Raw genomic sequence first — 19,673 nt, 5'->3', positions numbered from 1 at the left:
CGAGTCGCTTGCACGTTAGGGGGACTCTCATATTCTGGGCACATGTCTGGCATGGACGCAGCGCGACTGCGCGAGGGACTCGGCGATCGGTACGCCCGGGTGGACGTGGTGGAGACCACCGGCTCCACCAACGCCGACCTGCGGGAAGCCCTGGAAAACGGGGATGCGGACCGCACGGTGCTGCTCGCCGATCAGCAGACCGCGGGCGTCGGCCGGCGGGCGCGTTCGTGGAGCTCGCCGAAGGGCGCCGGGCTGTACTTGAGCGTGGCGCTGCGGCCCGCGGGCGTGCCCTTCGCGGCGCTCGGCTCACTGTCGGTAGTGGCCGGCCTCGCCGTGCGCGGGGTTGCCGCCCAGTTGGGGGTCGACGCCGTTCTCAAATGGCCTAACGACGTGCTGGCCGGACCCGACCGCGCCAAGTGCGCGGGGATCCTGGCCGAGGCCGTGTCGGGCGGCGACCCGGCGGTCGTGCTCGGCATCGGGCTCAACGTGCTGCCGCTCGGCGAAGACGTGCCGGCCGGCCCCGGCGGCCTGCCCGCGACGTCGCTCGCCGAGCAGGGCGCCACCGACCCGGACCGCACCGAAGTCGCGCTCGCCCTGCTCACCCGCCTCGACGACCTCGAACGCCGCTGGCGCGCCACGTCCGGCGACCTCACCGCCGCGGGCCTGCTCGACGACTACCGCGCCCACTGCGCCACCCTCGGTCAGGAGGTGCGGGTCGAGCTGCCCGGCGGCCGCACCCTCACCGGCCGCGCCGCCGACCTCGACGCGACGGGCCAGCTGCTGGTCGACGCCACCGACGGCCGCCGCGTGACCGTGTCCGCCGGCGACGTGGTGCACGTTCGCCCAGCGTGATCTAAAACGCGGTGTGCGGGCGCCGCGAGCGCCCTCGCGCCGGTACGGTGAATCGACCAGCGCAGACACACACCAGGGGAGCGTCCGCCGTGGCCTATCCGGACGATTTGCTCAGCCAGAACGAGGAAGTGGTGGTGCACAGCCACCCGCATTTCAAGATGCTGATCTTCCCGTTCGTGGCCTTCGTGATCACGATCGCGGCCGCCGTCTGGCTCATCCTGCTCGTGCAGGACACGACGGCACCGTGGAACAATGTCGGGATGATCGCCATCGGCGTGGTGGCGCTCGTGCTCGTGGTGTGGCTGTTCCTCGCGCCGCTGGTGCGCTGGCGGACCACGCACTTCATCGTGACCACGGACCGGCTGATCGCGCGCGAGGGCGTGGTGAAGCGCACCGGCATCGACATTCCGATGTCGCGCATCAACAGCGTCCAGTTCGAGCACGGCCTGCTGGACCGGGTGTTCGGCTGCGGCACGCTGATCATCGAGTCGGCCTCGGACGAGCCGCTGAAGTTCGACGACATCCCCCACGTCGAGCGCGTGCACACGGTGATCTACCGCGAGGTCAACGACAACCCGTACGACGACTACCGGGGCGCACCCGGGCAGGCTGGTCCGGGTGGCGCTCAGTACACCGAGCCGCTGCCGCCCACGAACCACCCGCCACGTGGACGGCGGCGCTGACGTGGGCGCCCGCGAAGTCGGCCTGCCCGAACGGGTCCCCGCCGAAGGACTGCCCCGGCGCGTGACGATCTGGGAGGTCGGTCCGCGCGACGGCCTGCAGAACGAGTCCGCCATCGTCCCCGTCGAGGTGAAGCTGGAGTTCCTCGACCGCCTCGCCGCCGCCGGCCTCACCACGCTCGAGGCGACCAGCTTCGTGCACCCGAAGTGGGTGCCGCAGCTCGCCGACGCCGAACAGCTGCTCGCCGGCCTCGACCGCCGAGAAGGCGTGCGCTACCCGGTCCTCGTGCCCAACGAGCGCGGCCTCAACCGCGCGCTCGACGCCGGCGTCTCCGAGATCGCGATCTTCGCCAGCGCCACCGAGACGTTCGCGCAGAAGAACCTGAACTCCGCGCTCGACGAGCAGTTCGCCATGTTCGAGCCGGTCGTCACGCGGGCCCGCGCCGAGGGCCTGGACGTGCGCGGCTACCTGTCGATGTGCTTCGGCGACCCGTGGGAAGGCGTGGTGCCCGCCGAGCAGGTCGTGCGCGCGGGCAAGCGGCTGCTCGACTTCGGCTGTTCGCAGCTTTCGCTGGGCGACACCATCGGCGTCGCGACCACGGGCCAGGTCACGCGGCTGGTGCAGGAGTTCGAGAAGTCCGGAGTGGACGTTTCCGCGCTGGCCGTGCACTTCCACGACACCTACGGCCAGGCCCTGGCCAACACCGAAGCCGCCCTGCGCGCTGGCGTGTCCACTGTGGACTCCTCGGCCGGCGGCCTCGGCGGTTGCCCGTACGCGGAGTCGGCCACGGGCAATCTCGCCACCGAGGACCTGGTGTGGCTGCTGGAGGGCCTCGGCGTGGAGCACGGCGTGGACCTCGGCAAGCTCGTGGAGACGAGCGTGTGGATGGCCGGGCAGCTCGGCCGGCCGTCTCCGTCGCGGGTCGTGAACGCGCTCGCCGGCTGAGGTGCGCGAGTTCGTCCCGCTCGACGCGACGTCGTGGCCGCTGTTCGAGCGGCTCTTCGGGCCGGGCGGTGTGCAGGGCGGCTGCTGGTGCGCGTTCTTCCGCCTCACCGGTCCGGAGTTCAAGGCCGCGGGACGCGACGGGCGCAAGGCGCACGTGCGCGGCGAGGCCGGGTCCGGCGTGCCGCTGGGTCTGCTGGCCGTGGTCGACGGCGAGCCGCTCGGCTGGGTCGCCGTGTCGCCGAAACCGGACAACCCGCGGCTGGCGCGCTCTCCCGTGGCGGCTTCGGCCGAACCCGGGAACGTGGGCGGTGACGTATTTCTACGTCGACCGCCGCGGCCGTCGGCAAGGACTGGCGGCGGAGCTCCTGCACGCGGCCATCGCGTACGCGCCGGAGCACGGCGCCGACGCGGTCGAGGGCTACCCCGTGGCCATCGGCGACCGGCCGCCCATGGATCTTTACCACGGCACCGTGGGTCTGTTCACGCGCGCGGATTTCGAGGTCGTCGAACGACGCGGAGCGGCGCGGGCGTTGGTGAGGCGGAAGATCGCCCGCGCCGGATAAGGTGGAATCACCACCTTGTCCGGTGCCGCGCGGAAGTTCCCCCTATCGGGGAATTGTGTGGAACCGGCTGGCGCGGCGGAGGTCTTTCCTGAAGCCGGAGCAACCGAGAAGAGGGTGTCCGTGTCCGAACACGCCGAACCGGTCGACACCGACTTGGCCACCGGCCCCATCCGGCTGCCCGCGCAGTACGGCGGCTTGCTCGACGGCGGGTTCGACGACGTCCCGACGCCCCCGACCGGCACCCGTCTCCCGCCGGCGCAGCCGGCACCGCGGCTGCCGTTCGCCGGCCGGCCGCACAACCAGGTCTTCCGCGGGCCCGTGCCGTACCCGGCGCCGCCGCCCCCACCGCCGCCGATGGGCGCGCTGCGCACCGAGCGCGAGAGCGTGCTGGCGTTGTTCCTGGTCCACATGTTCCCCATCGGGCATCTGCCCGTGGCCGCCGACCGGCCCGCGCTGCAACTGCCGTTGCCGGACAACGGTTCCGGGCCGTTCGACCACCCGAAATCGGCGCTGCTCGACGACACCGCGACGCTCGAGTACGTCTCGCGCGGGCTCCGTCGCACCCCCGCTCCACCAGCCGACCCGCAGCCGCCCGCCGTGCTCTTCGAGGGCTACGAGCCGAGCGCCGGGGACCCCGCGTGGCCACCGGTTCAGGAAGAAAACGCCGTGGTACTCACGGAAAACACGCTGCTCGACCGGTTCGGCGACGAACACGGCCGCCTCTTCGCCGCCGACGGCACGCCGTTCGCGCAGCGCTCGCTGCCCGACTCCGCGCGCCACGCCGGCTACCGGCGCTACCGCGTGGTGAAGCCGGTGCCGATGTGGAGCTCGATCGCGCCGGAGTGGTTCGGACAGCCGGGCGGCGGGATCCGCTACCGTGCCGTGCTGGCCGCCGACGAGCTGGTCACCCTGGGGTTCCTGGCCGACGTCACGCGGGAGGCGCGATGAACACGCAGTCGATCCGGCGCTGGCTCGACCGGCTGGGCGTGCCCGCGGAGGTCGTCTCCGTCGGCACCGAGGCCGACAACGCGTGGTGCCTCATGCCCGCCGATGACGAGGGCTGGGAAGTCTTCTGGCGCGAGCAGGGCAACCGCTACGACTGGGCGCGCTTCACGTCCGAGCAGGTCGCCTGTCACTACCTCTTCGGCCGCCTCGCGTGGTCGCAGGTCGCGCGCGGCGCCGTCGGCGTGCTGCCCGGTCACTGAACCGTCCGCAGGTGGCGGGGCGAACCGCCACCCACGAGCCGGTCGGAGCAGATATAGGAGCAGGCCGGCTCAGCGCTTGAGCACGGCCAGCGCGGCGTCGTGCAGCGCGCCGTTGCTCGACAACGCCGAGCCGCCCTCGTAGGTCGCCGCGCCCGTCAGGTCGCTGAACCGCCCGCCGGCTTCCGTCACGAGGACCTGTGCGGCCGCGACGTCCCACGGGTTCACGATGCACTCGGCCGCCAGGTCCAGCGCGCCTTCCGCCACGAGGCAGTGCTGCCAGAAGTCGCCGAACGCGCGGCTCTCCCAGCACGCCTCCGTCAGGGCGAGGTACTTCTCGCGGGAGTGGTACTCGGTCCACGTGTTGAGGTCCGTCGTGGAGAGGTACGCGTCTTCCAGCGAAGCCACGGCCGACACCGCGAGCCGCCGCACGCCGGCCGTGTCGCTGCTGTACGCGCCATCGCCACGCGAAGCCCACCAGCGGCGGCCCAGCAGCGGCGCGGTGATCATGCCGACGACGGGCGAGCCGTCCTCGACCAGCGCGATCAGCGTCGCCCAGACCGGCACGCCGCGCAGGAAGTTCTTGGTCCCGTCGATCGGGTCGAGCACCCACGCGCGGCCGGTCGAGCCGGCCGTACCCCCGCGTTCTTCGCCCGCGACGGCGTCGCCGGGGCGCTCTGTGGCGAGGATCGCACGGATGGCGTCCTCGACGGCGGTGTCGGCGTCGGTCACCGGGGTGCGGTCGGGTTTGCGGGACACCGAGAGGTCGAGCGCGCGGAAACGCGCTGTGGTGATCGCGTCGGCGGCGTCAGCCAGCCGGGTGGCAAGGGGCAGATCATCCTCGTAGCCAGGCACGGTCACGATGGTTTCACGGGTGTTCGCCGTAAGGTTGGCGAGGTGAGCATGGTCCTACTTGCCGAAGACGACCCCACCATCGCCGAGCCGCTGTCCCGGGCGCTGCAGCGAGAGGGGTACGAGGTCGAGGTCGTCACCGACGGACCGGCGGTGCTCGGCGCCACCTCCGCCAACCGCGTCGACCTGCTCGTGCTCGACCTGGGGCTGCCCGGCATGGACGGGCTGGAGGTGTGCCGCAGACTGCGCGCCGGCGGCACCGAACTGCCGGTGCTGATGCTCACCGCTCGCACCGACGAGGTCGACTTCGTCGTCGGGCTCGACGCGGGGGCCGACGACTACGTGGCCAAACCGTTCCGCCTGGCGGAGCTGCTGGCCCGCATCCGCGCGCTCTTGCGCCGCCGGGTGCCGGAGGTGCTCGAGTCCGGGGGCGTCCGCATGGACCTCGGCGCGCGGCTCGTCACCGTCGACCTGCACGAGGTGCAGCTGGCGAACAAGGAGTTCGAGCTGCTGCGCGTGCTGATGAGCCGCGCGGGCCAGGTCGTGAGCCGCGACGAGATCCTCGCCGAGGTGTGGAACGACCTGGAGTCCAAGACGTCGAAAACGCTCGACATGCACATGTCCTGGCTGCGGCGCAAGCTCGCCGTCGCGGCCGACGAGGCGGCCGGTCGCCCCGCCAAGTCCACCCACTCCGACGGCGAACGGCGCATTGCGACCGTCCGAGGTGTCGGCTTCCGCTTCAACGTCGAATAGCGCCGCGCGATGAGCATGCGCCGCCGCATCCTGATGGCGATCCTGCTGGCCGTGCTCGTGACCGCGGCCGTGCTCGGCATCCCGCTCGGCGTCACGGCCTGGCGGCTGGTGGAGAACCTCAACCGGGAGAGCCTGGCCGAACGCGCGCGCGTGATCGCCGCGACCGTCGACACACAGGTCGCCAACGGCGACGACATCGACATCCAGCAGTTCCGGGTCGGCGTGCCGCACGGCGGGTTCCTGGAGGTCCGCGGCGACGGGCTGATCGAGAAGCACCTCGGCGTCAACCCCGGGCCCGACCCGGTCGTGGAGATCGTGCCGACGGCACGCCACGGCGAGGTGATCTTGTCGATCCCGCGAGGTCCCGTGCGCACGAAGCAGACGCAGGTGACGCTGCTGGTGGTGCTGCTGGTGGTGCTGTCCGTCGGTACCGGCGCGGTGGTGGCGACGGTGACGGCGCGCCGCCTGGCGAAACCGTTGCGGCACGTCGCGGACCGCGCGTCGCGCCTCGGCGGCGGCGACTTCCGGCCCGACCCCGGCCGGTACCGCGTGGCCGAGCTGGACATGGTCGCGGAGGCGCTGGACACGTCGGCCTCGGCGCTGGCGCAGCTCGTGCAGCGGGAGCGGCAGCTCGTCGGCGACGTCTCGCACCAGCTGCGCAGCCGGCTCACCGCGTTGCAGCTGAGGCTGGAACCGCTGACGATGCACGGCGATCCCGACGTCGTCGAGGAGTCGCGCGCCGCGCAGGAGCAAGCCGACCGGCTGGCCGAAGCCCTCGACGAACTGCTCGCCGCCGCCCGCGCGGCCCGCGAGGTGGACGCCGAGCCCGTCGACCTGCACGCGACGCTGCCCCAGGTCGCGGAGGAGTGGCGCCAGCTGCTGCGCGTCGAGGGCCGCAACCTGCGCCTGAAGATCGCCGACGGCCTCATGGCCCGCGCGACCCCCGGCCGCCTGCGCGAGGTCATCGGCGTCCTCCTGGACAACGCGCTGCGCCACGGCGCCGGCACCGTCACCCTCGCCGCCCGCCGCGGCGAGTCCGATGCCACCGTCGTCATCGAGGTCGGCGACACCGGCTCCGGCGTGCCCGACGAGCTCGCCCCGCACATCTTCGAACGCGGCTTCTCCGGCGGCGGCTCCACCGGCGTCGGCCTCGCCCTGGCCCGCGCCCTCGTCGAAGCCGACGGCGGCCGCCTCGAACTGTCCAACAAGCGCCCGGCGATCTTCAGCCTGTTCCTGAAGGTGCCCCGCCCGGACGACGTCGGCGAGGTCCGCTGGCCGGCGGAGCCGGTGCCGCGCTAAGCCGAGCGGCGAGCGCCGTGAAGTCGAACCAGAGCACGGCTGCGAGCCCGGCGAAGCCGGCCACCGTGGCCCACAGCGCGACCTGGGTCCGGCGCCGCCAGTGCCGGCCCGCCGTGCGGTGGACCGGAACCAGCGCACCGCCGGTTCCGCGTCCACCTCGCGCCCCCTTCCGGAGGCCGAGGCTGGGACCGCAGCCGGGGACCGGTTCTCGCCTTGGTCACCCGGCGGCTTCCCTGGCCCACTCGGCGAACGTCAGCGGTTTGCGGCCCAGCAACCGTTCCACCGTGTCGAACACGACGTCCTCCCGGCCGGCCGACTGGCGCTTCAGCTCGAACGTGCCGTCGATCGCCTGAGCCGGCCAGCCCAGGGCGAGCATACGGGCGCGGGCGGCGGGTTCGGGCTCTTCGACGTAGCGCACCGCCCGGCCCAGCGCGTCGCCGAGGATGGCGACCTGCTGAGCGGGTGTGAGGGCTTCGCCGCCGGTGAGCTCGTAGGTGGCGCCCTCGTGGCCGGGGGTGGTGAGCGCGAGCGTGGCGACGGCGGCGATGTCGCGCACGTGCACCAGGGCCGACGCGGGGTCGCCCTCGGGCACGTACACGGCGCCGTCCGTTCGGGCGGAGTGGAGCCAGAAGCGGCGGTTGTCCATGAACGCGCCGGGGCGCAGGATCGTCCACGCGGGGCCGGCTCCGCGGATCGCCTGCTCCGCGTGGGCGTGGGCGAGGGTGATCGGGTCTGTCTGTCCGAAGTGGACGCCCGTGGTGGACAGCTTCACGAGGTGGGCGACGCCGGCCCGGGCGGCCGCGGCGGCCAGCGCGGTTTCCCGCGCGGCCGAGTCACCGCCGTGGCCGGAGGTCAGCACGAACACGCGCGAAACGCCGGCCAGCGGCACGGAACCGACGTCGTCGAGATCGCCACGCACGACTTCGGCGCGGGGATCGATGCGGGCGCGGGCCGGGTCGCGCGTGAGGGCGCGGACGGGGGCACCGGCGTCCAGCAGTGCGGGAACGAGGGCGCGGCCGACCTTGCCGGTGGCGCCGAGAACGAGGATCACGAAAAGAACTCCTTGAGACAGAACGAAAAACGCACGAGGGCGTGCGAGGGCGCGAGACGGGAAAAGGTGCCAACCGGCACCCGTGAACGGGTGCGGTCCTCTTCGCGCTCGGCGACCACCTCGGATTCGTCCCACCGGCCCGGTCGACCCCGGGCGGCGTCTCAAGAAGGAACAACAACAAGCATGACTCTAGACAAGTACATGTCCGCGAGCAACCAAGTTACCGCGGCAAGCGCGTGACCTGCTCACGTCGACGTTCGCCCAGCTCGGCCGGGAAGACCCACTTCTTGAAACCCCAGTACCGGAACACCATCGCCAGCAGCATGCCGATGATCGAGCCGGTCGCGAAGTCGGCGATCTCCTGCACGAACCTCGAGACGAAGGGCTCTTCGAGGTGCAGCACGTATCGCGAGACGTAGAGCGGGATCAGGTTCACCACCACGGCCACACCGCTGATCGCGAAGAACAACGCGGCCTCGTGGGTCGTTCCGCGCCCGCCCCGGGTGCGGAAGGACCACTCGCGGTTGAGCACGTACGACACGATCGTGGCCACGATGATGGCGATGGCCTTCGCGGTCGTCGGCTTCGACTCGAGGACGCTGAGCTTGAGCAGGTACCAGATGCCGTTGTCGACCACGAAGGTCGTGCCGCCGACGATCGCGAACTTCAGCATCTCCCGGTGCTTGATGAGCACCGAGCGCAGTGGCTCCGGCGTGCGGGCCAGCACGGTCTCGACAACGGTCACGCCCGCCAGTTTAGAGAACCCGAGGTCACCGCGGGTCTCAGGCGGCCTTCCGGTCGGAAATGTCCGCATCGTCCGATGACCGGACCGCACGCAGGCGGGCACCCTCCGTGGGGAACACCCACTTCTTGAACGCCCACCAGCGGAACAGCGTGCCGAGCAGCGTCCCGAGGATCATGCCGCTCACGAAGTCGGCGACTTCCTGCCCGAGCAGCGTGAGGTGCGGCTGCTGCAGGTCGAGCACGTAGCGCGAGATCCACTGCGGCAACGCGTTGAGCCCCAGCGCGACGCCGCTGATGAGGAAGAACAGCGCGGCCTCGTGGGTGCGCTCGCGGCCACCGCGGGTGCGGAAGGACCACTCGCGGTTGGCGACGTAGGAGAAGATCGTGGCGATCAGCACGCCGATGATGAGCGCCGTGACGGGGTTGGCCCGCAGCACGGTGAACTTCAGGACATACGTGATCGCCGTGGTGATCAGGAAGCTGATCCCGCCGACCACGGCGAACCGCAGCAGCTCGCGGTGCTTCGCCAGGAACCCTCGCACCTGGGCGACGCTACCCCCTCAACCAGTCGAAAAAGCCGCGGGGCTCGATCGACGGCGGGGTCTCGCCGGGTTTGCCGGAGTTGCCGCTTCCCGGTGTCGGGGGCGCGCTCGTGGTGGTCGCCGGACTGCTCGGCGAGGTGGTGGTGACCGGGTCCGTCGGCTTCGCCGGCGGGGTGCTCGACGGCGTCGGCTTCCGGTGCGGCGGCTTCTTCGACAAGCTGGACGATTCGGGGGTTTCCGAGGTCGTCGTCGAGGAAGAAGACGGCGTCGGCGGGACTCCGGTCGTCGGGTACGGCACGTCGCAGATCCCGAGCCAGCAGCCGAACGACACCTTGGCTTGCTGCGCCGCCTTGCCGAGCGTCGCGGTCACGGTCACGGCCGCGTTGTGCGCCGGGCGGCCCTTGAGCCGCACCCACAGGTTCACGTGCTGGCCCGGCGCGAGCGCGCCGCGCGTGGTGCACGTGGCGCCCGTGTCGGTGGAGTCGCACGGGAAACTGCTGAGGCTCCACGACTGGTACAGCGAGTGGTCGAACGTGACCGTGACCGGCTTCGTGGTGTCGCCGGTGTTGCGGACGCGGACGTAGACGAGCGGGTTGCGCGTCCACGGGAACGCCGAGAGCCCGTCGGTGTCGGCCTGCAGCGCGAGCAGGTCGGGCGGCGACTTCACCGTGACCTTCACGCTCACGGCGACCTTGATCGTCGCGCCCGCCGTGACCGAACCCGTGACGGTGCCGCCCTGCGCGGAGTCGTCGGCTTGCAGGCGGAAGGTGAGCACGGCCGTCTGGCCAGGCTGCAGGCCGGAGCCCGTTTTGCACGTCACGGTGCCGGTGCCGCCGGGGCAGTCGACGCTGAGCTGGGTCGTCGCCGGCGTGTCGGCCTGGCGCGAAAACCCGCTCACGGCACCGCCGCCGCCACCCGCGGGCACGGCGGACACACCGGGCGGCAGGTTCAACGCGACCTGGACGGGATCGGACGGGCTGCCGCCGTCGTTGCGGACCGTGATCGGCAGGTTTACGGGCCCGGCGCCGGGCTGGAGTTCGAGGTCACCCGAAGGAGTGGTCGCCGACATCTTCGCCGCCGCGGGTGTCGCCGGCGGAGGCGGAGCCGCAGGTGGCGCGGCGGGCGGCGGCTGGACGGGTGGGGGCGCGGGGACCGCGGGCGGCGGCGCCTGCGGAGGTGCGGGTGGGGCCGGCGGTGCGGGCGGCGCGGGCTTGGCCGGCGGCGGCACCGCGGGCGCGGCGGCCGGCGGCGGGACCTGCGCGGCCACGGGGATCTCCTGCGGTGAGCCGGCCGCGGCCAGTGCGACCGCCACCGCCGCCACGATGGCGGCGCCCGAAGCCGCGACGCCCACGAACTGCCGGGGCGCGGAAGCGGCGGCCGCGGCGCCGGCCTTGGCGCCGCCCGCCGCGGCAGCGCCGGCACCGACGGCGGCACCCGCCGTGGCCGCTCCCGCCTTCGCGGCGCCGATCGTCGCGAGGTAACCCAGCGCGGCGCCGCCCAGCACGATCGGGGCGATGATCGCGCGCAGGCCACCGTTGACGTCGGCGAGCTCGGCGGCCAGGCCGCGGCAGTCCTCGCACTCGTCGAGGTGGCTCTCCACCTGGGCCCGCTCGCGTTTGGACAGTCCGTCGCGCGTCCACGCGCCGAGCCGCTCGGCCGTGGCGTGACAGCGTTCGGCGGCGGTTTCCTGCAGGTGGACCTGCAGGTACGCCTGGCGCAGGCCCTCGCGGGCGCGGTAGGCGAGGGCGGACACGCCGTTGGCGGTCAGGCCCAGCAGCGGCGCGACCTCGGCCGGGCTCTGCTGCTCGATCTCGGTGTGCCACAGCACGGCCTGCCAGCGTTCCGGCAGCCGCGCGAACGCCTTCGCGGCCAGCGTGCGCTCGAGCCCGGCCACGGCGGTGTCGGAGAACGGCACGGTGAGTGCCTCGCCGATGGCGCCGCCGGCGTCGCTCATGTCCTCGTTGAGGTCGACGCGGCGGTCGCGGCGGGTCTTGTCGTACGCGGTGTGGCGCAGTGCGGTGAGGAGGTACGCGCGGAACGCGGTGTCCGGACCTTTGCCGCCGCGCAGCGTCTCGAGGACCTTCGAGAACGCTTCGGACACGAGGTCGTCGGCCTCGGAGCTCGACCGCGCGAGCTGGCGAGCGAGGTTGTGGGCGGCGCCGCTGTGCCGTTCGTAAAGGGGCCCGTAGCTGGCGATGTTCCCTGAGCGGACCTCGGCGATCAGCTCGGCGTCGCTCTTACCGGACAGATCGGCGGGAACGGTGGACACAGGGCTCCTTCATCTGGCACACGCGGCCTGGCCAGCCACGATCTACCTCTCTAACGCGAGCACAAGTGTGACGGACGCGGCGATACGCGTCACCTCGTGGTCGGCGTGTTGACTCCGTCGGCGCAACAAGTTCACCCGGGCCTCGGGTGTGTCGCTGCGGCGGTCCTGCGAAAAAGACCCCGGAACGCCGTCACGCGGACGGCGGTGTCACGTCCCCTGAGTGGAGCAGGACAAGATCGACATCGACCGGGAAGGAGCGGCGGCCAGTGGACGTACCGGCGACTGGGGCACTGTCCGGTCCCGCCGGCGAGCCGGAGTCCCGCACCCGGTTCGACCGGGATCGGAACCTGCGCGCCCTGCGGGCCAGATGGCGCACCGCCAGTCTCACCGCGGGGTGGCGCTTCCCCAGCGACTGGGCACTGCCCGAAGTGGACGCCGTGTGCGCCGCCGTGGTCCGCCACGGCGCGACGGGCGCCGAGACGGCGCTGGCCGGCCTCGGCCGCGCCCGGGCCGCCGCCGGCGCGAACCTCGCGGAGACGCTGTCCGACCTGGCGGCGCTGCACGCCGTGCTCGCCGACCCGGACGCGGTCGACGGTTTCGTCTCACCGGACGTCGACGCGACACCTGCGCGGTTACTGCGCGTGACGGCGCTGGCTTGGGCGGACGTGGCGACGGATCAGCTGGTGCACACCGAGGTGACGGATCCGTTGACCGGATTGCCTTCCGCGGCTTACCTGCGGACGCGGCTGGCCGAGGTCTACCGGGCGAGCGCCGCGGAAGAGCACGTGCTGCTGGTGGTGGCGATGGACCTGACCACGGTGTCCGGCTGGCCCCGGCTCACGGGGATGATCTTGGTGGCCGACGCGTTGCGCGCGGTCTTCGACACCGGCGAGAGCCACGCGTCGTTGGGGCCGTCGGTGGTCGCGGTGCTGTGCCGCCGGGACGGCCGGCTGGCTTCGCGAGGCGTGGCCTTGCGCCGGGCCCTGAACGACCGGCTGTCGATCGACGCGCAGCTTCGCGAGGTCAACCGGCCGCGCGTCTCGGCGGTCCGCCTGCCCGCTTCGCACGACAGTGCGTGCGATTTGCTGTCCGACCTCGCGCGGGGCTGACGTTGTCCGGAGGTGAGCCGGATGTGGTTCTGATCTTGACGCGGTGAAGGCTCGCGGCCCCACCCATCGGGCCTGCTCCGGCGCGTTCATGATTTCCTGGTGTGGTGACCAGGACCGTTCCCTCCGCCGTCGACGGCGAAGTTCCGGTGAGCGCTGCCCCGCCTCGCCTGGCCCTGCGCAAGTCACTCGCCAGGCTGTCGATGCGGCCGCGGTCGATCCTGATTCTCTCGGTGATCCCGCTGGTCGCGATCGGTATGGGGATCTGGGGCTGGACGCACGAGTGGGGGCTGGGGGTCGACAGCGCGGTCTACCGCGGTGGCGCGCTCACCCTGCTGCACGGGGACTCGCTGTACGACACCAACACGCTGTCCACCGAACCGTTCTGGGCGCTGTTGCCGTTCACGTACCCGCCGACGGCCGCGTTGTTCTTCGTGCCGCTGGCGCTCGTGCCGACGCAGGTGGCGTGGGGGTTCCTGACGGCTGTATCGCTGGGCGCGCTCGCGCTGTCGGTGCGGATCTCGATCGGCGCGCTGCCGCGGCCGGAGGCGGGCGGACCGCGGTGGTGGGCCTCGCCCGCGCGGTCCACGATCGTGTTCTTCCTCGTGTTCCTCGGCTTGGAACCGGTGTGGCGCACGATTTTCCTCGGTCAGATCAACCTGATCCTGATGGCGCTGATCCTGCTCGACATGCTCGTGCTCGGCGCGCGCGGCAGCCGGTGGGGCGGGGTGCTGGTGGGCGTCGCGGCGGCGATCAAGCTGACGCCGCTGGTGTTCCTGGGGCACCTGTTCGTCACCGGCCGCCGCAAGGACGCGTTGCGGGGGCTCGCGACGTTCGTGGTCCTGCAGGGCCTGATGTTCGTGATCAACTCGCACGACGCGTTCAAGTACTGGACCTCGACGCTGCCCGACACCGGCCGGATCGGGCCGGTGCACTGGGCGGGCAACCAGTCGCTCAACGGGCTGATGAACCGGGCCACCGACCTCGCGCCGTGGGCGTCGAAGGCCGCCATGGGCATCGGACTGCTGCTCGCGATCCCGGCGCTGTGGCTGCTGATGCGCTTCCACCGCAAGGGCCAGGCGCTGGCCGCGGTGCTGGTCACGGCGTTCTGGACGCTCCTGATCTCGCCGATCTCGTGGTCGCACCACTGGGTGTGGGTCGCGCCGCTGATCGTGCTGCTCGTGTCGCGCCTGCCGAAGACGACGCCCGCCACGGCGTGGAAACGCTGGCTCGGCACGGGGCTGGTGGCGTTCGTGTTCGTCAGCTGTGTGCTGCTGATCCTGCCGAACGGGCGCAATGTGGAGCTGCACTGGAAGGTGTGGCAGAACGTCCTGGGTGACGCGTACATCCTGACGCCGGTGGTGCTGGGGATCGCGTTGATCCTGCGGTGGGGGCTGCAGCGGCGGGCACGAAATCGCGGTTCAGGGCCGGATTCGGAGCCGGGTTCGGGCTCTGGTTCGGGTTCAGGGGAGGCCGCGGACCGTGCCGACGCCACGCCGGCTCACTGACCCGCGTCTGCTGGCGCTGCCGTTCCTCACACTCGTCGTCGGAGTCGTCGTCTGGCTCACCCAGCGGCACCTCGGCGCCGACAGCGCCGTCTACCGCGCCGGCGCGCTGACCCTGCTCAAGGGCGAGCCGCTCTACACCACCGGCGACCTCACGACCCTGCCCGACTGGGTCCGGCTGCCGTTCACCTACACGCCCGCTGCGGCCGTGCTGTTCCTGCCGCTCGCCCTCGTGCCGGCCGGGCTGGTGTGGGGCGTGGTCGCGGTGCTGTCGGTGGTGTCACTGACCGTGGTGATCGCAGTCGTCGCGCGCCCCTCGCAGTGGTGGCTCTTCGGCGGCACCGTGGTGGCGCTGGGCTTGGAACCGGTGTGGAAAACGCTGTTCCTGGGCCAGATCAACCTGATCCTGATGGCTTTCGTCGTCGTCGACGTCCTGGTGCTCTCGCTGCGCGGCTCACGCTGGGCCGGTCTGCTGATCGGCGCCGCCGCGGCCATCAAGCTGACGCCCCTGATCTTCGTGCCGCACCTGTTCTTCACCGGCCGCTGGAAAGACGGCCTGCGCGCCCTGGCCACCTTCGTCGGCCTCGAGGCGATCATGTTCGCCGTCATCCCGCACGACGCGTGGTTCTTCTGGACGAAGTCCGCCACCGACCCCAGCCGCGTCGGCTCGGTCACGTGGATCTTCAACCAGTCGCTCAACGGGCTCGTCAACCGCGCCTCCGCCCTGGCCCCGTGGTCGCTCGCCGTGGCCGTCGCCGTCGGCGCGGTCCTCGCCGTGCCCGCCGTGTGGCTCGTGATCCGCCTGCACCGCCGCGGCGAACCGGTGGCCGCCCTGCTCGTGACGGCGTTCTACGGACTGCTGCTGTCACCCGTTTCCTGGTCGCACCACTGGGTGTGGGCCGTGCCGCTCATCGCCCTGCTCGTCACCACGGGCCGCCGCTGGTGGGCCCTCGCGGCCACCGCGCTGTTCGCCTCGCACATCGTCATGCTCGTCCCGAACGGCGCCGACGTCGAGCTCCGGTGGGGCCTGGGCTGGTCCATCCTCGGCAACGCCTACGTCGTGGCGGCGGCTTGCACGATCCTCGGCCTGACGGTCCGCGAGCTGCGGCTGAGCTCTCCGGCGGCGAGGCTGGCGAAGTAGCTTCGCGCCTCCCCATCGTCGAATCCGCGTCGTACAGTGGAACGACTGCCGGGAGGTGCATGGCGGTGGTGAACGGCGAGGCGGCCGAGCGGGCCTTCGCCGGACAGGCGTGGCGAGAGGTGTACGCGCGGCTCACCAGAGGTCGCGCGGCACTGACCGCGGACGATCTCGTACGCCTTTCGACGGCGGCTTACCTGCTCGGGCACGACGACGAGAGTTTCGAATCGCGGGAGCGCGCGTATCTCGAGTACGTGCGGGGCGCCTGCCCGGCCGATGCTGCCCGGTGCGCGTTCTTCCTGGCCCTGCCCTTGCTGTTGCGGGGTGAGCCGGCGCGGGCGAACGGCTGGCTGGCGCGGGCGCGGCGGCTGCTCGACGAGCACGGGCTGGACTGCGTCGAACGGGGTTACCTCCTGGTCCCGGTCGGCCTGCAGCGCATCCACGGCGGTGACACCCGGGGCGCGCACGACGCGTTCACCTCCGCGGTGGAGATCGCTGCCCGCTTCGGCGACGCGGACCTGCTGGCGCTGGGACGGCACGCGCAGGGCCGGGCACTGATCAAGCTGCACCGCACCGCCGAAGGACTGGCTCTGCTCGACGAGGCGATGGTCTCGGTGACCTCGGGCGAGGTGTCGCCAATCCCCGCCGGAGTGGTCTACTGCAGCGCGATCGAAGGCTGCCACGAGGTTTTCGACGTCATCCGGGCGCAGGAGTGGACGGCGTCACTGAGCGCGTGGTGCGCGGCGCAGCCGGACCTGGTGCTGTTCCGCGGCCAGTGCCTGGTGCACCGTTCGCAGGTGCTGCAGGCGCTCGGCGCGTGGCCGGAAGCCCTGGCGGAGGCTCGCCGCGCCGGTGAGCGGCTCTCCGGCCCACGCCGTCAGCCGGCGCTCGGCATGGCGCTGTACCAGGAAGCCGAGCTGCGCCGGCTGCGCGGCGAGCTCGCCGCGGCCGACGACGGTTACCGGCGAGCCGGCGAGTACGGCCATCCCACCCAGCCCGGCTGCGCGTTGCTGCGCCTGGCCCAGGGCCGGACGGCGGCGGCTGTCTCGGCGATCGGCCACGCCGTGGTCGAGGCGGCGGACGACCACCTCGTGCGCGCCCGGATGCTCGCGGCGCAGGTGGAGATCGTGCTGGCCGCCGGGGAACCGGGTGTCGCCCGCGGCGCGGCCGACGAGCTGTCGGCGATCGCCGCCGAGATCGCGATGCCGCTGCTGCGAGCGACGGCCGCGCACGCGCGGGGCTCGGTCCTGCTGGCGGAGGGCGATCCCTCGGCCGCGCTCGTCGAGCTGCGCGCCGCGTGCGAGAGGTGGGCCGAGCTGGACGCGCCGTACGACGGAGCCCGCACGCGCCTGCTCATCGCCCGGGCCCGGCAGCTGACAGGCGACGACGACGCGGCCGAGGTCGACTTCGCCACCGCGCGCGAGGTCCTGCAGCGACTCGGCGCGGACGTCAGCACTCCGCCGACCCCGCCGAGCACACGGCCGTCGCAGACTTCGCTGACCGAGCGGGAACTGCAGGTGCTGGCGCTGGTGGCCGAGGGGCTGTCGAACCGGCAGATCGCGGCGCGGCTGGTGATCAGCGAACACACCGTGCGCAGGCACCTGCAGAACGTGTTCGCGAAGCTCGGCGTGCCCTCGCGCGCCGCCGCGGCCACCCACGCGGTGCAGCAGCACCTCATCTGACCCGTGGTACGGACGGACCATCCCACCTCGGGCGAAGTGGTACGGCTGTTCGATGCCGCTCGCGCCACCGGCTCCTAACGTGCTGGTCAGGAGGTACGGCTGATGAACGAGCACGAGCACACCGAGACCGTGGTCATCGGGGCCGGACAGGCGGGGCTGTCGGCGGGATACCACCTCGCGCGGCGCGGCCGCGACTTCGTGATCCTCGACGGCAACGGCCGGATCGGGGACAACTGGCGCTGCCACTGGGACACGCTGCGGTTGTTCACCCCGGCCCTGGCGGCCGGGCTGCCCGGGATGGCGTACCCGGGCCCGCCGATGCACTACGCGACCAAGGACGAGATGGCCGACTACCTCGAGACCTACGCGCGCAGGTTCGCGCTGCCCGTGCGGGGTGGGCAGCGCGTGGCGCGGGTGTCGCGCGACGGGGCCGGTTTCGAGGTGACCACGGGGACCACGACCTTCACCTGCGACAACGTGGTGGTCGCGACGGGCACCTTCGGCCGCGCGCCGCGCGTCCCCGAGTTCGCCGGCCGGCTCGACGCCGGGATCCGGCAGTTGCACTCCAGCGAGTACCGCAACCCGGAGCAGCTGAAGCCGGGGCCGGTGCTGGTCGTCGGCGCGTCGCACTCGGGCGGCGACATCGCCTTCGAGGCCGCTCGGGCGGGTCATCCAGTGGTGCTCAGCGGGCCGATCCGCGGCGAGCTCCCGTTCGACATCAACCGGCGCCCGGCGCGCGTCCTCTTCCCGGTGCTGTTCTTCGTGGCCAAACACATCCTGACCATGCGGATGCCGTGGGGCCGGATGATGCGGGCCGAGATCCGGGTGCACGGCGGGCCGCTCATCCGGATCAAGCGCGCCGACCTGACCCGCGAGGGCGTCGAGCACGTCGCCGACCGCACGACCGGCGTCCGCGCCGGTGCGCCCGTCCTCGCCGACGGCCGGGCGCTCGACGTCGCCAACGTCGTGTGGTGCACCGGGTTCCGCCAGGACTTCTCCTGGATCGACCCGCCCGTCACGGACGAGTCCGGCTGGCCGCGCGAGGAGCGCGGTGTGGCGACCACGGCACCGGGCCTGTACTTCGTGGGGCTGTCGTTCCAGCGGGCGTTCTCGTCGATGCTCGTCGGTGGCGCCGGCCGCGATGCCGGGTACGTCGTGAAGCACTTGACCGCGCGCGCCGAGGCGGTCCGGCAGCGGATCGGACGCGTGCGGCTGGGCGCGGGCGCCGGTGGCGCAGCTCACTGAGCCGGTACCCGCAGCTCGGCCAGGTCTCGCCAAGTAATCTGATCGGCGCTATGGACAAACGAACCGGTCTTCCCGTGGTGGGCATGGTGGGCGGTGGGCAGCTGGCCCGCATGACGCACCAGGCGGCGATCTCCCTCGGTCAGTCGCTGAAGGTCTTGTCGGCGAGTGCGGACGATTCGGCCGCACTCGTCGCGTCCGACGTGGTCATCGGGCACCACACGGACCTCGAGGCGCTGCGGAAGTTCGCCCAGGGTGTCGACGTGCTCACGTTCGACCACGAGCACGTGCCGGGTGAGCACCTGCTGACGCTCGTGATGGAGGGTGTCGTGGTGCGGCCGGCGCCGTCGGCGCTCGGGTTCGCGCAGAACAAGCTCGTGATGCGCGAGATGATGGCCGGCATGGACGTGCCGGGGCCGGACTTCGCCGAGGTGTCCACTGTGGACGACGTGATCGCCTTCGGCGCGGCGCACCGGTGGCCGGTCGTCCTGAAGGCCGCCCGCGGCGGGTACGACGGCCGCGGTGTCTGGATGCTCGACACGGCGCGCCACGCGCGCGAGGTGGTGCCGCGGCTGCTCGACGCGAGCACGGCGCTGCTGGTCGAGGAGAAGGTCGAGATGAAGCGTGAGCTGGCGGCGCTGGTCGCCCGCTCGCCGTTCGGCCAGGGGGCCGCGTACCCGGTGGTCGAGACGGTGCAGGCCGGCGGCATCAACACCGAGGTGCTCGCTCCCGCGCCCGGCCTGTCCGAGGAGCGCGTGCACGAGGCGCAGGACCTCGCGTTGCGCATCGCGTCGATGCTGGACGTCACGGGGCTGCTGGCCGTGGAGCTGTTCGAGACGGAGCAGGGCCTGCTCGTGAACGAGTTGGCCATGCGCCCCCACAACTCCGGCCACTGGACGATGGACGGCGCGCGCACGTCGCAGTTCGAGCAGCACCTGCGCGGCGTGCTCGACTACCCGCTGGGCCGCACCGACCTCGTCGCGCCCGCGTGTGTGATGGCCAACGTGCTCGGCGCGGACGTCCCGCCGCAGATGAGCCCGGACGAGCGCGTCCACCACCTGTTCGCGCGCTACCCCGAGGTGAAGATCCACCTCTACGGCAAGCAGGAACGCCCCGGCCGCAAGCTCGGCCACGTCAACTTCGTCGGCGACAGCATGGACGACCTGCGCAACCGCGCGCTGCTCTCGGCCCACTGGCTGTCCCACGCCGTGTGGCTCGACGGCTACGAGATCCACTGAGATCACTGA

General features: G+C 72.1%; 19 protein-coding genes. 14 read left to right on the top strand and 5 right to left on the bottom strand.

Annotated features, from left to right (window positions below; all coding sequences use genetic code 11):
* Positions 1-42: 42 nt before the first annotated feature.
* The 6 genes from QRX50_RS02700 (at position 43) to QRX50_RS02675 (ending at position 4,246) form a co-directional block, all read left to right on the top strand.
* The gene (locus QRX50_RS02700; RefSeq protein ID WP_285970409.1) at positions 43-852 is read left to right on the top strand and encodes a biotin--[acetyl-CoA-carboxylase] ligase; all 810 of its coding nucleotides are present in this window, start codon (positions 43-45) and stop codon (positions 850-852) included.
* An 89-nt stretch (positions 853-941) separates the two neighbouring features.
* Positions 942-1,535 carry a PH domain-containing protein gene (locus tag QRX50_RS02695; protein WP_285970408.1) on the top strand — a complete coding sequence of 198 codons (594 nt, stop codon included), beginning with the start codon at positions 942-944 and terminating at the stop codon, positions 1,533-1,535.
* 1 nt (position 1,536) lies between these two features.
* The gene (locus QRX50_RS02690) at positions 1,537-2,478 is read left to right on the top strand and encodes a hydroxymethylglutaryl-CoA lyase (RefSeq protein ID WP_285974339.1); all 942 of its coding nucleotides are present in this window, start codon (positions 1,537-1,539) and stop codon (positions 2,476-2,478) included.
* A gap of 308 nt (positions 2,479-2,786) precedes the next feature.
* Positions 2,787-3,041, top strand: coding sequence for a GNAT family N-acetyltransferase (locus QRX50_RS02685; protein ID WP_285970407.1), 255 nt, complete (start codon positions 2,787-2,789; stop codon positions 3,039-3,041).
* Between the two features lie 120 nt (positions 3,042-3,161).
* Positions 3,162-3,989 (top strand): TNT domain-containing protein, encoded by an 828-nt coding sequence (locus tag QRX50_RS02680; protein WP_285970406.1) that lies wholly within the window; start codon positions 3,162-3,164, stop codon positions 3,987-3,989.
* Positions 3,986-4,246 (top strand): hypothetical protein, encoded by a 261-nt coding sequence (locus QRX50_RS02675; RefSeq protein WP_220246333.1) that lies wholly within the window; start codon positions 3,986-3,988, stop codon positions 4,244-4,246. Before QRX50_RS02680 ends, QRX50_RS02675 begins: the two co-directional genes overlap by 4 nt.
* A gap of 69 nt (positions 4,247-4,315) precedes the next feature.
* Here QRX50_RS02675 and hisN read toward each other — a convergent pair whose 3' ends face one another.
* Positions 4,316-5,104 carry a histidinol-phosphatase gene (gene hisN, locus QRX50_RS02670; protein ID WP_285970405.1) on the bottom strand — a complete coding sequence of 263 codons (789 nt, stop codon included), beginning with the start codon at positions 5,102-5,104 and terminating at the stop codon, positions 4,316-4,318.
* 42 nt (positions 5,105-5,146) lie between these two features.
* On the opposite strand from hisN, the gene QRX50_RS02665 reads away from it, so the two are divergent.
* Complete coding sequence (locus QRX50_RS02665; protein ID WP_285974338.1) at positions 5,147-5,848, top strand: response regulator transcription factor; 702 nt, start codon at positions 5,147-5,149, stop codon at positions 5,846-5,848.
* Positions 5,849-5,863: 15 nt separating this feature from the next.
* The gene (locus QRX50_RS02660; protein WP_285974337.1) at positions 5,864-7,147 is read left to right on the top strand and encodes a sensor histidine kinase; all 1,284 of its coding nucleotides are present in this window, start codon (positions 5,864-5,866) and stop codon (positions 7,145-7,147) included.
* A 217-nt stretch (positions 7,148-7,364) separates the two neighbouring features.
* On the opposite strand, the gene QRX50_RS02655 is transcribed toward QRX50_RS02660, so the two are convergent.
* The 4 genes from QRX50_RS02655 to QRX50_RS02640 all read right to left on the bottom strand — a co-directional run bounded on the left by QRX50_RS02655 (position 7,365) and on the right by QRX50_RS02640 (position 11,753).
* Positions 7,365-8,198, bottom strand: a complete 834-nt coding sequence (locus tag QRX50_RS02655; protein ID WP_285970404.1) for an NAD(P)H-binding protein — start codon at positions 8,196-8,198, stop codon at positions 7,365-7,367.
* Between the two features lie 220 nt (positions 8,199-8,418).
* Complete coding sequence (locus QRX50_RS02650) at positions 8,419-8,943, bottom strand: GtrA family protein (protein ID WP_285970403.1); 525 nt, start codon at positions 8,941-8,943, stop codon at positions 8,419-8,421.
* A 37-nt stretch (positions 8,944-8,980) separates the two neighbouring features.
* Positions 8,981-9,484 (bottom strand): GtrA family protein, encoded by a 504-nt coding sequence (locus tag QRX50_RS02645; RefSeq protein WP_285970402.1) that lies wholly within the window; start codon positions 9,482-9,484, stop codon positions 8,981-8,983.
* Between the two features lie 10 nt (positions 9,485-9,494).
* On the bottom strand, positions 9,495-11,753 hold the full coding sequence (locus tag QRX50_RS02640; RefSeq protein WP_285970401.1) for a sigma-70 family RNA polymerase sigma factor: 2,259 nt from the start codon (positions 11,751-11,753) through the stop codon (positions 9,495-9,497).
* Positions 11,754-12,019: 266 nt separating this feature from the next.
* Between QRX50_RS02640 and QRX50_RS02635 the strand changes: the two genes are divergently transcribed.
* From QRX50_RS02635 to QRX50_RS02610, 6 genes are all read left to right on the top strand, one after another.
* Complete coding sequence (locus QRX50_RS02635) at positions 12,020-12,862, top strand: GGDEF domain-containing protein (protein ID WP_285970400.1); 843 nt, start codon at positions 12,020-12,022, stop codon at positions 12,860-12,862.
* Between the two features lie 104 nt (positions 12,863-12,966).
* Complete coding sequence (locus QRX50_RS02630; protein ID WP_285970399.1) at positions 12,967-14,367, top strand: glycosyltransferase 87 family protein; 1,401 nt, start codon at positions 12,967-12,969, stop codon at positions 14,365-14,367.
* The gene (locus QRX50_RS02625; RefSeq protein ID WP_434533232.1) at positions 14,342-15,505 is read left to right on the top strand and encodes a glycosyltransferase 87 family protein; all 1,164 of its coding nucleotides are present in this window, start codon (positions 14,342-14,344) and stop codon (positions 15,503-15,505) included. The genes QRX50_RS02630 and QRX50_RS02625 overlap by 26 nt, the downstream gene beginning before the upstream one ends.
* Positions 15,506-15,564: 59 nt before the next feature.
* Positions 15,565-17,184: a helix-turn-helix transcriptional regulator gene (locus QRX50_RS02620; RefSeq protein ID WP_285970398.1), complete on the top strand. Its 1,620-nt coding sequence runs from the start codon at positions 15,565-15,567 to the stop codon at positions 17,182-17,184.
* A 102-nt stretch (positions 17,185-17,286) separates the two neighbouring features.
* Positions 17,287-18,429, top strand: coding sequence for a flavin-containing monooxygenase (locus QRX50_RS02615; RefSeq protein ID WP_285970397.1), 1,143 nt, complete (start codon positions 17,287-17,289; stop codon positions 18,427-18,429).
* A gap of 50 nt (positions 18,430-18,479) precedes the next feature.
* Complete coding sequence (locus QRX50_RS02610; RefSeq protein ID WP_285970396.1) at positions 18,480-19,664, top strand: 5-(carboxyamino)imidazole ribonucleotide synthase; 1,185 nt, start codon at positions 18,480-18,482, stop codon at positions 19,662-19,664.
* Positions 19,665-19,673 lie beyond the last annotated feature (9 nt).

It is taken from the genome of Amycolatopsis sp. 2-15 (assembly GCF_030285625.1).
Taxonomy (GTDB): Bacteria; Actinomycetota; Actinomycetes; order Mycobacteriales; family Pseudonocardiaceae; genus Amycolatopsis; species Amycolatopsis carbonis.
The sequence above is the reverse complement of the archived record's forward strand: the minus strand, read 5'-3'. Positions and strand labels throughout refer to the sequence as shown.